The sequence below is a fragment of the Cognatilysobacter lacus genome (assembly GCF_008274655.1).
Lineage (GTDB): Bacteria > Pseudomonadota > Gammaproteobacteria > Xanthomonadales > Xanthomonadaceae > Cognatilysobacter > Cognatilysobacter lacus.
In genome coordinates, this window is the sequence record NZ_VTRV01000088.1 from 1 (window position 1) to 10,793 (window position 10,793).

General features: G+C 69.7%; 10 protein-coding genes, 1 tRNA gene and 1 pseudogene. 7 read left to right on the top strand and 5 right to left on the bottom strand.

Features of this window, described 5'->3' with window-relative positions:
- Nucleotides 1-280: pseudogene (locus FW784_RS14395) on the top strand (glycosyltransferase); the annotation flags it as partial.
- Between the two features lie 102 nt (nucleotides 281-382).
- Here the strand turns inward: FW784_RS14395 and FW784_RS08965 are convergent.
- On the bottom strand, nucleotides 383-1,549 hold the full coding sequence (locus FW784_RS08965; RefSeq protein ID WP_149353009.1) for a class I SAM-dependent rRNA methyltransferase: 1,167 nt from the start codon (nucleotides 1,547-1,549) through the stop codon (nucleotides 383-385).
- A gap of 215 nt (nucleotides 1,550-1,764) precedes the next feature.
- On the opposite strand from FW784_RS08965, the gene FW784_RS08970 reads away from it, so the two are divergent.
- The gene (locus FW784_RS08970) at nucleotides 1,765-2,727 is read left to right on the top strand and encodes a TerC family protein (protein ID WP_149353010.1); all 963 of its coding nucleotides are present in this window, start codon (nucleotides 1,765-1,767) and stop codon (nucleotides 2,725-2,727) included.
- A gap of 54 nt (nucleotides 2,728-2,781) precedes the next feature.
- Complete coding sequence (locus FW784_RS08975; RefSeq protein WP_149353011.1) at nucleotides 2,782-3,480, top strand: rhomboid family intramembrane serine protease; 699 nt, start codon at nucleotides 2,782-2,784, stop codon at nucleotides 3,478-3,480.
- Nucleotides 3,481-3,496: 16 nt separating this feature from the next.
- Here the strand turns inward: FW784_RS08975 and ubiA are convergent, their stop codons facing one another.
- Nucleotides 3,497-4,393 (bottom strand): 4-hydroxybenzoate octaprenyltransferase, encoded by an 897-nt coding sequence (gene ubiA, locus FW784_RS08980; RefSeq protein ID WP_149353012.1) that lies wholly within the window; start codon nucleotides 4,391-4,393, stop codon nucleotides 3,497-3,499.
- A 142-nt stretch (nucleotides 4,394-4,535) separates the two neighbouring features.
- On the opposite strand from ubiA, the gene FW784_RS08985 reads away from it, so the two are divergent.
- A tRNA-Arg gene (locus tag FW784_RS08985) sits at nucleotides 4,536-4,612 on the top strand.
- An 80-nt stretch (nucleotides 4,613-4,692) separates the two neighbouring features.
- Here the strand turns inward: FW784_RS08985 and FW784_RS08990 are convergent.
- Nucleotides 4,693-5,607, bottom strand: a complete 915-nt coding sequence (locus tag FW784_RS08990; RefSeq protein ID WP_149353013.1) for a universal stress protein — start codon at nucleotides 5,605-5,607, stop codon at nucleotides 4,693-4,695.
- A gap of 156 nt (nucleotides 5,608-5,763) precedes the next feature.
- Here FW784_RS08990 and FW784_RS08995 point away from each other — a divergent pair, with 156 nt between their 5' ends.
- A complete protein-coding gene (locus FW784_RS08995) occupies nucleotides 5,764-6,168 on the top strand; it encodes a group III truncated hemoglobin (RefSeq protein WP_149353014.1) in 405 nt (134 codons plus the stop codon).
- A gap of 136 nt (nucleotides 6,169-6,304) precedes the next feature.
- On the top strand, nucleotides 6,305-7,576 hold the full coding sequence (locus FW784_RS09000; RefSeq protein ID WP_149353015.1) for an NRAMP family divalent metal transporter: 1,272 nt from the start codon (nucleotides 6,305-6,307) through the stop codon (nucleotides 7,574-7,576).
- A gap of 143 nt (nucleotides 7,577-7,719) precedes the next feature.
- Here FW784_RS09000 and FW784_RS09005 read toward each other — a convergent pair whose 3' ends face one another.
- A complete protein-coding gene (locus FW784_RS09005; protein ID WP_149353016.1) occupies nucleotides 7,720-9,465 on the bottom strand; it encodes a putative ABC exporter domain-containing protein in 1,746 nt (581 codons plus the stop codon).
- Nucleotides 9,462-10,199: an ABC transporter ATP-binding protein gene (locus FW784_RS09010; RefSeq protein WP_149353017.1), complete on the bottom strand. Its 738-nt coding sequence runs from the start codon at nucleotides 10,197-10,199 to the stop codon at nucleotides 9,462-9,464. Before FW784_RS09010 ends, FW784_RS09005 begins: the two co-directional genes overlap by 4 nt.
- Nucleotides 10,200-10,336: 137 nt before the next feature.
- On the opposite strand from FW784_RS09010, the gene FW784_RS09015 reads away from it, so the two are divergent.
- Nucleotides 10,337-10,793: pirin family protein (locus tag FW784_RS09015; protein ID WP_149353018.1), on the top strand; the 457-nt coding region annotated here is incomplete at its 3' end.

Below are 10,793 nucleotides of genomic sequence, written 5' to 3' on the forward strand. Positions count from 1 at the left end.
GGGCTGTTTCATCTTCTGCACGCGCGGCGCGTTCGACGCGGCCGGCGGCTTCGACGAGCGCTGGTTCGCGGGCGAGGACGTCGCGATGAGCCGCGCGCTGGCCCAGGTCGGCAGGTTCGTGCGGACGCGCGGCGCCGTGTGGACATCGGCGCGCAAGCTGCGCACGTTCAGCCGCACCGAACACCTGGGCTTGCTGCTCCGTTTCATGCTGCGCGGGCGCGGCGTGCTGCGTTCACGCGACCACCTCGCGCTTTGGTACGAGCGCCGCGACGAGCGCTGAGCGCGGTCGCACGGCCGGGCCTGCACCGTCTCTGGTCGCCCGAAAGCGGCGGATCACCGGGCGCCGCGCTCGGTGTCGCCGCCCGAGCGCGGCGCGCGATGCTCAGTCGAGCACTCTGCAGAACGCGGCCTTGAGATAACGCGACTCCGGCACGCTGGCCAGCACCGGGTGGTCCGCACCCGCGCCTGAAACGTGCAGCACCTGCACGGTGCGGCCGGCGTAGAAGGCGGCGCGACGCAGCATGTCGAGGAACTGGTCCTCGCTCACGAGCCCCGTGCACGAGAACGTCGCCAGCAACCCGCCCGGCTTCACCACGCCGAGCGCGAGCTTGTTCATGTCGAGGTACTTCTTCAGCGCGGGAATTACCTGCTCGCGGTCGCGCGTCATCTTCGCCGGGTCGAGGATCACCACGTCGTACGCGTCGCCACGGTTCCCGGCATCGCGCAACCACGGGAAGATGTCGGCCTGCACGAACTTGATGCGCTGGTCGTTGAGCTTGGCGTTGCCCTTGGCGATGTCGAGCACCGCGTCGTCGATGTCGACGCCGGTCACTTCACTCGCGCCGCGCACCGCGGCATAGACGCCGAAGCCACCCGTGTTGCAACACAGGTCGAGCACGGTCTTGCCGTGCACGAGACGGCTCAGCCATTCGCGGTTGTCGCGCTGGTCGGCGAAGAAACCGGTCTTGTGCGCGCCCGACGGATCGGCACGGAAACGGATGCCGTTCTCGGTGATGATCGCCGCCGGCACCGCGGACTGCACGCGATAGTCGAAGCTCTCCTGCTTCTGCACATGCTCGTCGGCGAAGCTGAAGAAGCGGCAGCCGGGGAACTGCTCGGAGAGCGCCGCGTAGATCCACTCGCGGTGGCGGAACATGCCAGCGGAGAAGAACTCGACCACGAGCAGGTCGGCATAGCGATCCACGACGAGGCCCGACAGGCCATCACCCTCGCTGTGCACCACGCGCCAGGCGTCGGAAACGTCGTCGAGCTTCAGCAGGTCGCGACGCAGCGAAACGGCCGCGGCAATCTTGTGGTGGAACCAGGCTTCGTCGACCGCGATGTCGGGATCGGTCTCGAGGATGCGGACGGCGATGCGCGAGTGGCCGTTGTAGAAGCCACGGCCCATCCAGACCCCGTCGACGCCCACCACCTCCACGATCGCGCCGGGCTTGGGCCGCTGCTCGGGCTTTTCGACCAGGCGCTGGAAGATCCACGGATGCGTGGAATTCCACGCGTTCTTGAGTCGCACGACGGGCAGGTCATTCATCCGCGCATTGTAGTTGTCATCGATTCTTAATCCTGACCGGCTACGCTCCGTGGCTGAAGGGGAGTAGCTCCCAGCGTCGCGACCGTCAATACGAGCATTCGCTCCGGTCCGCCGGCAGCCCCAGCGGCTGTGAGCAAGACCTTCGCCCGTCCCGGGCGAAGGCGCGTCCGTTTCGGACACTTCGTCCGGGGTCCACGACCTCGCGGAGCCCTCCCATGGAAACCATCGCCTCACCCCTGATGTGGACCGCCTTTGGCGGCCTCGTCGTCATCGCCCTGCTCGCCGACCTGGTGCTGATGCGCCACGGCGGCGCCCATCGGGTCACCTTCAAGGAAGCGCTCGGCTGGAGCATCGGCTGGGTCGCGGTCGCGCTCGCCTTCGGCGGCTGGCTGTGGTGGTACGTCGGCGACCAGGCCGGTGCGGACGAAGGTCGCCGCGTCGCACTGGAGTACTACACCGGCTACCTGGTCGAGAAATCGCTCGCGGTCGACAACATCTTCGTGTTCCTGATGCTGTTCACCTACTTCGCCGTGCCGGAGGAACAGCGGCAGAAGGTGCTGGTGCTCGGCGTGCTCGCGGCGATCGCGTTGCGCGCGATCATGATCTTCGCCGGCGCGCTGCTGCTGGCGAAGTTCCACTGGATCCTCTACGTGTTCGGCGCGTTCCTACTGCTCACCGGCATCAAGATGCTGTGGGCCGCGGGCAAGGAACCCGACCTCGACAGCAACCCGATCCTGCGCTGGCTCACCGGCCACGTGCCGATGACGCGTGGCTACGTCGGCAGCCGGCTGTCGGTGGTGGAGGGCGGCAAGCGGCTCTACACCCCGCTGTTCATCGTGATCCTGATGATCGGCATCACCGACCTGATCTTCGCGGTGGACTCGATCCCCGCAATCTTCGCGATCACCAAGGATCCCTTCATCGTCCTGACCTCGAACGTGTTCGCGGTGCTCGGCCTGCGCGCGATGTTCTTCCTGCTGGCCGGCCTCGCGGACCGCTTCCACCTGCTGCCGTACGGCCTCGCGCTGGTGCTGATGTTCATCGGCGCGAAGATGCTGCTGATCGACGTCTACAAGATCTCGATCATGACCTCGCTCGCCGTGGTGGCCACCACCATCGCCGCCACGGTGGTGCTGAGCCTGCTGCGCCCGGCACCCGGGAAGAAGGCGTCCTGGTGACACGACGGCGCTGCCGGCCTTGCAATCCACGGCCGCCGGCGCCACGTCGCTGGCATGCACCTGCACACGCCCGCGCCGCCGCTCGACCCCATCCAGCAACGTCGGCTCGATGCGCAGCGCTGGCGCCGGGCCTTCAACCTGTCGCTCGCGGCGGTGCTGCTGGTGCTGGTCGTCTACGCGATGCAGTCGTCGTTCGACGTCGATGCATGGACGGTGCGGCCGCATCTCGTCGACGGCCTTCGCGGCGTGGTGACGGCGCCGCTGCTGCACGGGTCGGTCGAGCATGTCGGCGGCAACGCGCTTGGGCTTCTTGCGATCGGCACGCTCACCATCGCGCAATACCCGCGCGCGTTGCTGCGCACGTTGCCGCTGGCGTGGCTGGGTTCCGGGTTGGCGGCCTGGTGGCTCGGCGATCCGGGCTCGCAGCACCTGGGCGCCAGTGGCGTGATCAACGGCATGCTGTTCATGGTGCTGACGCTCGGGCTGGTGCGCCGCGATCGCCCGGCCGTCGCGGCGGCGATGCTTGGCCTCACGCTGTTCGGCGGCATGCTGCTGTCGGTGCTGCCGCACGAGGCCGGCGTGTCGTGGCAGTCGCACCTGGGCGGCGCGATCGGCGGCGTGCTCGGTGGCCTGTGGGGCCGGCACGCGGACCCGATGCCGCCGCGCGTGCGTTACAGCTGGGACGAGGAGGACGAGGCGGCCGGCGATCCGCCGATCGAAGCGCCCACCGACCCGCAGCAACACGCTGCATGACGTCAGCTGGGGCTGATCAGCGCGAGGCGAGGTCGAGCGCCAGGCCTGCGAAAACCACGAGCCCGACCCAGTGATTGTGCAGGAACGCGCGGAAGCAGGCCGCGCGATCGCGCGTACGTGCAATGCGGAATTCCCACAGCACCAGTACGACCGCGATAGCCAGGCCCACGAGATAGGCGGGACCGAGCGCGCCCAGGATGCCAACCGCTGCGAGCAACGCGAAGAACAGCACATACAGGAGGGACTGCGCGGTCAGGTCGTGGCGTCCGAACAGGATCGCGGTCGACTTGCTGCCCATGCGCAGGTCGTCCTCGCGATCGACCATCGCGTACCAGGTGTCGTAGGCGGTCGACCAGACGATGTTCGCCGCATACAGCACCCAGCCAACGGTCGGCACCTCGCCGCGGATCGCCGCGAACGCCATCGGAATGCCCCAGCCGAATGCCATGCCCAGATAGACCTGCGGGAAATAGGTGTAGCGCTTGAGGTAGGGATAGCTCGCGGCAAGCGCGATGCCGACGAAGCTGAGCGCGATCGTCAGCCGGTTCAGCGTGCACACCAGCGCGAACGCGAGCAGCATCAACACCGCGAACACGGCGAGCGCCTCGCGGCCGCGCACCGCGCCGGTGGCGAGGGGGCGGTCCTGCGTGCGTTCGACATGGGGATCGAGCCAGCGGTCGGCGTAGTCGTTGATCACGCAGCCGGCCGCGCGCGTGAGCCAGACCCCGAGCGAGAACACGCGCAGCGTCCACAGCGGCGGCACGCCGCGCGCCGCGAGCCACAGGCCCCACCAGGTCGGCCAGAGCAGCAGCAACCAGCCGATCGGTCGGTCACCGCGCACCAGTTTCCAGTACAGGTGCAGGCGCTCGCGCCAGCCGGCGGGCTCGGAACGGTGGGGTGCGGGAGCGCTCATCGGGGCATCGCGACGCCGCGACGTACGGCGCGCACAGGGTAACGGCGAGCGGCACCTGCGTTCACGCGCCGCGGCGCGGGGGCCGGCGAATGCGGCTAGAATGCCCGTCCCGCGCGGCTTGCCGCGTGCGGTTTCAAGCAACGCGCCCGTAGCTCAGCCGGATAGAGTAGTGGCTTCCGAAGCCATTGGTCGGGGGTTCGAATCCCTCCGGGCGCGCCAACCTCGATGCAGGGCGACTCAGCGACTCCTCCGCGACCCGCTCCACGCCCGGCCGTGCGACGCGCCGCCGACGCACGCACTCAGTGCCTCATCAGCAGCGGTCGATCCGTGTTGTTCAGGACGTGCCGCGTCACGCCGCCGAGCACCCACTCGGAAAAGCGCGCGTGGCCATAGGCGCCCATCACCAGTAGGTGCGCCTCCTCGCGACGGGCCGCGGCCAGCAGGGCCGCACCGGTCGGTTCGCCTCCGTCGCCGATGTCGCCGATTTCGCGGATCTGTGCGTCCGGCCGATGGCGCGCGAGCCAATCCTGCAGGCAGAAGGCATGGCGCAGCGGGGCGAGCGGTTCCGGCTCCGAGCGCAGCACCACCACCTGCCGCGCACGGGTGACGAAATGCTTCGCGGCATGCAGTGCGCGCGCAGCACCGGGGGTTCCGTTCCACGCGACCGCAACGGTATCGAAGCCGCCGCCGAAGCGGCATTGCGCCGGCAGCACCAGCGTCGGCAAGCGCGCATGTACGGCGATGCGGCCGACGCCGCCGGGATTCGCCCACGGGTCGTCGTCGCGCGGGTCCAGCCGCACCACCAGCAGGTCGTGCCAGCCCGCGTTGTACTCGAGCGCCTGCGACGCATCACCGGTGGCGGTGAGCCACACCGGGTGCCGGGCGCCCATCGCGGTGGCCCATGTGCGGAACGCGTCGGCGTGGCCGTCGGCCTCGCGCATCTGGCGGTCCGCTTCAATCGCGGCCGCGGCGGCCAGCATCCCGGGGTCGTAGAAGGCCATCGGCGGAAGCCCGAGCGGCACCACGTGCACCGCCGTCAGCGAGCCGCCGAACTCGGCGGCGATCAGCGCCGCGGCGACGACGCCCTCGTCCCAGTGGCCAAGGGTCTGTGCGCGAACGAGGATGTCATGCATGTCGGCCTGCTCCGGATCGAGTGCTTCGACAGTGCAACGCCGCTCGCGCGGCGCATTGATCCCGGTCAATCGCATGCGCATGGCTGACGAACGGTCGGTGGCCGCGTCGGATCGCCTGCCGTGCGCCGGCCCGGCGACGCTGGCGTAGGCTGTCGGCGACCAAGCCACGCACCGCGCCGCGGCTTTGCACCCGCACCGCACGCGCCACGCGGCATTCGTGCTTTCACGACCCGAGCCATGACCGACACCCCGCTGACCGAAGCCGACATCACCCGCCTCGTCGACCGCTTCTACGAGCAGGTGCGCGTGCATCCCACGCTCGGCCCGGTGTTCAACCCGGCCGTCGACGATTGGGATGCGCACAAGGCCACGCTCGTCGATTTCTGGTCGTCGATCGAGCTCAAGAGCGGGCGCTACCGCGGCCAGCCGATGGCCATGCACCGGCCGCATCCGATCGAGGCGGCGCATTTCGCCGACTGGCTCGCGCTGTGGGAAACGACCGCGCGCGAGGTGCTGACGCCTGCGCAGGCGACGCGCTTCATCGACCACGCCGGGCGCATCGCACGCTCGCTGATGTACGGGCTGGGGCTGGACGGTACGCGGCGGCCGCTCGGGCTGCCCTTCGCCGGCGACGGGCGCTGACCGAGCGGCGGGTCAAGGTCGCCGCATCGGCCGGCCGCAGGGAGCGTCGACTTGGTGCACACCGGCGCGCACGATGATGCGGGCACTGCACGCCCGCGTGGCGCGCGGGATGCGCCGGTTGTCAGGAGATGCATCGATGTCCCGACCCCTGCTGCACCGGCTGACGCCGTTCCTGCGCAACGTCGGCCCGGGCGTGATCACCGGAGCGGCGGACGACGACCCCAGCGGCATCGCCGCCTATTCGCAGGCGGGCGCGCAGTTCGGTTACGGGCTCGGCTGGTCGATGCTGCTCACCTATCCGCTGATGGTGGCGGTGCAACTGGTCAGCGCGCGCATCGGCCGCGTGACCGGGGCGGGGCTCGCGCGCAACCTGGCGACGGTATTCCCCAAGCCCGTGGCTGCGCTGCTCGTCGCCACCGTCGTATTCGCCAACACGCTCAACATCGGCGCCGACCTCGCCGCGATGGGCGACGCCGCGGCGCTGGCGTTCGGCGGGAATGCGCATCTGTATGTGCTCGGCTTCACCGCGCTCAGCACCGGCTTGCAGATCCAGGTGCCGTATCGCCGCTACGCGCACGTGCTGAAGTGGCTCACGTTGTCGCTCTTCGCCTACGTCGGCGTGCTGTTCGCGGTGGACGTCGACTGGCGTGCGGCGCTGTCGGGCCTGTTCCTGCCGCACGCGATCGACGCAGCGGCGATGGTGACGATCGTCGCCGTGTTCGGCACCACCATCAGCCCTTACCTGTTCTTCTGGCAGAGCTCGCAGGAGGCCGAGGACATCTCGACCGTCAAGGGCGCCCATCGCCTGGTCGACCATCCCACCGGCGCGTCGCACGAACTTCGCCGCATCCGCGACGACACGTTCGGCGGCATGGCGTTCTCCAACCTCGTCGCGCTGGCGATCATGACCGCGACCGCGGCCACCCTGCACGCGCGCGGCCTGACCCGCATCGACACCGCCGCGCAGGCCGCCCAGGCGCTGCGGCCGATCGCCGGCGCATTCTCGTCCGACCTGTTCGCGCTGGGCATCATCGGCACCGGCCTGCTCGCGGTGCCGGTACTCGCGGGCTCGGCCGCGTTCGCGGTCGGCGAACTGCGCGGTTGGCGCACCGGGCTGGAATACCGCTTCCGACAGGCGCCCGCGTTCTACCTGGTGATCGCGACGTCCACCGTGTGCGGCGTCGCCCTGCAGTGGGCGTCGGTGGACCCGATCAAGGCACTGGTGTGGAGCGCGGTGGTCAACGGCGTCGCGTCGGTGCCGCTGATCTTCGCGATCATGCTGCTGGGCCGGAACCGCCGGATCATGGGTGCCTACACATCCGGACGCGTGCTGACGTTCTTTGGTTGGCTCAGCGGTGCGGTGATGGCGGCCGCGGCGGTGGCGATGCTCGTCAGCCTGGCCGTGTGAGCGGCGATTCGCGCATCGCCTTGCGCGCGAATCGTTAGTGCGACGACGAGCGAGCGCTGGTTCCCGCCAGTGGTGCCAAGCCGCCGCGGCGCACTTCGACGAACCGGCGCGACGTCGCCTGGATGCACCGCGCTTGCGAACTGTTAGCGCAGCTCGGTCGACACGTCGAACCGTTCGATGCGACCGCCCAGCCATCGCACCAGCATCGCGACTTCCACACCGAGCACCGCCGCACATGCCAGCGCCGCCGCGGTGACGGCAACGGGCAACCCGCCGACGTTGCGCAGCACGAAGAACAGCAGCGCGGCCACCAGCGTCGCCGGCACCAGCGACACCGCCAGCGCCAGCAGGTAGACGCCGCCGAAGATCAGCCGCTGGCCCATCACGTCGAAGCCGCCGCCGCGACCGCTGCCCGACCAGCCCGGAAACATCAGCACCCCGCCGAACGGCACGCACAACATCAGCATGCAGATCGTCGGCGCCAGCACCAGCGCCGCGATCGCGCCCGCACCCAGCAAACCCGGCGTGAACCATGCGATGCCCGTGGTGCCGGAGAACGCGAGGCCGCCGGCGAGAAGCAGCAGCCATTGCGCCGGCACCAGCATCGCCACCGGCGTGAGCAGCTGGCCAAGCGCGATCTGCCAGCCGCGCAAGGGCATCGCGCGCAGCACGTCGAGGCGATCGAGCGTTTCGCGCAGGCCGCGATGCACCAGCATCGGCCCGGCGATGGCACTCCAGCCGGCAACACCCAGACAGATCGCGCCGACGGCCTTGAGGATCGGCGCGCGCGCGGGCGAAGCACCAAGCCATTGGGCGCCGGCAACCACGATTACCGTCGCGATCACCAGTGTGCGCAGCCGCCAGAACGGTCCGGCGGCGATCAGGCCCTTCCACAGGAATGCCGGCGCTGCGGAGCCACGCGCCGCGAGCTCGAAAGGCGGCTTGCGCGCACGCGCGGCCTTGCGACTGAAACGGAAGCGCCCCTCGCGCATCGCGCTGACGGTTTCGGCGCGACGCCTTGCCAGCGAGATCGAAGCTTCCTCGAACGACACCTGCGATCGCACCACCCACGCGTAGTGCAGCGCGAGCAACGCCAGCGACGCCGGCAGCGCGTGCAGGAAAGGCCCGCTCGACCGCGCGAGCACCGGCGCGACCATCCATCGGAACGGCAGCAGCACCCAGTGGGCGGGGCCGCGGCCGAGCACATCCGAAAGCCATGCGGCGAGCCGGCGCAGGTCGGTGGCATCGGGCGGCGGCGCATTCGCACGCGCCCATGCAATGCACGCCGCCGCGATTGCCGCGCACAGCAGCAGCACGCCCGCGCGGCGCCACAGCGGGCGCACGCCGAGGTCGAGCAGGTGCTCGCGGGTGAACGAGGCACCGAGGAAATGCAGGCGTACCGTCGCCAATACCAGCCACAGGGCCGTCGCGTATTGCAGCGGATTGGCCCCGACCGCGCCACCGCGCCGCAGCAGCAACGACACCAGGAACACGGAGACGAAAATCGCGGCCTGCGCGCGCAACACGCTGAAGTGGATCAGGCCGCTGCGCGAGATCGGCGCGGGAAACAGGAAATCGGTCTCGGCTTCGGTGAAGCGCAGCGCGGCGCGGTCATTGGGAAACACCCATGCCGACGCCAGCACCAGCAACAGCGCGAGCGGCGCGAGCGCACCGATCAGGCCGGACACGTCCACCGGCACCTGGCCGACCCGCACCCCCGGCCCGTGCCCGCCGATCAGGTGGCGGAAGACGAAGAAGTACATGTAGCCCAGGCCAGCGATCGCGCCGAACAGGTACTTCGGCTGGCGCAGCCGCCGCACGCGCTGGAGGATGCGGCCGCGCAGCGAATTCCACTGCAGGTAGGCCAACGCGCCGACGACGTTGTTCATGGCCGCGCGACGTCCTCTTCGCCGGTCGCGAGGAAGAACACGTCCTCCAGGCTTGAAGTCGAATCGCTGGCGAAGCGTGCGCGCACGTCGGCGACGCTGCCGTCCGCCATCGCGCGGCCGTCCTTGAGGATCAGCAGGTGCGTGCAGACTTCCTCGACCAGGCCCAGCAGGTGCGAGCTGAGGATGATTGCCGCGCCCTGCGCCGCCAGGCCGCGCATCACGTCCTTCATGCGGCGCATCCCGCGCGGATCGAGGCCTGTGAGCGGCTCGTCGAAGATCACCGCGGTCGGTGCGTGCAGCAGCCCGCAGGCGATCGCCAGCTTCTGCTTCATGCCGCGCGAGAGTTCACCCGGCAGCAGCGCCTGTTTATCGGCCATGTCGAGGTCGGCGAGGATCGCTTCGCCGCGCGCCTTGTAGTCCCCCACGCCATAAAGCCGCGCGACGAACGCGAGGTGCTGCGCCACGGTGAGGTATTCGAACAGTCGCGGCTCGTCCGGGATGAAAGCCATCGTGCGCTTGGCGGCGACGGGATCGGCCTTCAGGTCGATGCCACCGAGGCGCACGCTGCCCAGCGTGGGCGGGATGATCCCGGCGACGCATCGCAATGTGCTGGTCTTGCCGGCACCGTTTGGGCCAACCAGACCCATCACCTCGCCCGGTTTCACGGCGAACGAGAGCGAATGCACCGCGGTGAAGTCACCGTAGCGCTTGGTGAGGCTGTCGACTTCGATCATGTCCGCGGCCGCTGGGAGTCGCGCGCATTGTGGCGGCCGGGCACGCCGTTCGTGCAATAGGCCATTGCGCACGGGACGACGCCGGCGCGGGGAGCGCGGGGCTAGGCTGGAGCGCTCGCCCGACGGAGCGTTCCGCCATGATCGAACTCGTGCTCCCCGCCCGCCGCAAGGACCTCGGCGGTTTCGAGGTCGGCCGCCTGCTGCCGGCCGCGCTGAAACGCATGGTCGGCCCGTTCGTCTTCTTCGACCACATGGGCCCGGCCGAGCTGCCGCCCGGCATTCCGCGCAGCGTCGACGTACGCCCGCATCCGCACATCGGGCTGTCGACGGTCACGTACCTGCTGGACGGCGAGATCATGCATCGCGACAGCGTCGGCTCCGAGCAGCCGATCCGCCCCGGCGAGGTCAACTGGATGACGGCCGGCCGCGGCATTACCCATTCGGAGCGCTTCGAGAAGGCGCGCGCGCAGGGTGACCGCGTGGACGGCCTGCAGGCCTGGATCGCGCTGCCGGAGACGGACGAGGAGTGCGAGCCCGGCTTCGTGCACGTCGACGCCGCCGCGCTCCCCGCCTTCGACGAGGGCGGCGTGCGCG

Bases quoted from the DNA above. Each gene is read 5' to 3' on its own strand.
- FW784_RS08965 (WP_149353009.1), bottom strand. From the start codon at position 1,549: ATGAATGACCTGCCCGTCGTGCGACTCAAGAACGCGTGGAATTCCACG.
- FW784_RS08970 (WP_149353010.1), top strand. From the start codon at position 1,765: ATGGAAACCATCGCCTCACCCCTGATGTGGACCGCCTTTGGCGGCCTC.
- FW784_RS08975 (WP_149353011.1), top strand. From the start codon at position 2,782: ATGCACCTGCACACGCCCGCGCCGCCGCTCGACCCCATCCAGCAACGT.
- ubiA (WP_149353012.1), bottom strand. From the start codon at position 4,393: ATGAGCGCTCCCGCACCCCACCGTTCCGAGCCCGCCGGCTGGCGCGAG.
- FW784_RS08990 (WP_149353013.1), bottom strand. From the start codon at position 5,607: ATGCGCATGCGATTGACCGGGATCAATGCGCCGCGCGAGCGGCGTTGC.
- FW784_RS08995 (WP_149353014.1), top strand. From the start codon at position 5,764: ATGACCGACACCCCGCTGACCGAAGCCGACATCACCCGCCTCGTCGAC.
- FW784_RS09000 (WP_149353015.1), top strand. From the start codon at position 6,305: ATGTCCCGACCCCTGCTGCACCGGCTGACGCCGTTCCTGCGCAACGTC.
- FW784_RS09005 (WP_149353016.1), bottom strand. From the start codon at position 9,465: ATGAACAACGTCGTCGGCGCGTTGGCCTACCTGCAGTGGAATTCGCTG.
- FW784_RS09010 (WP_149353017.1), bottom strand. From the start codon at position 10,199: ATGATCGAAGTCGACAGCCTCACCAAGCGCTACGGTGACTTCACCGCG.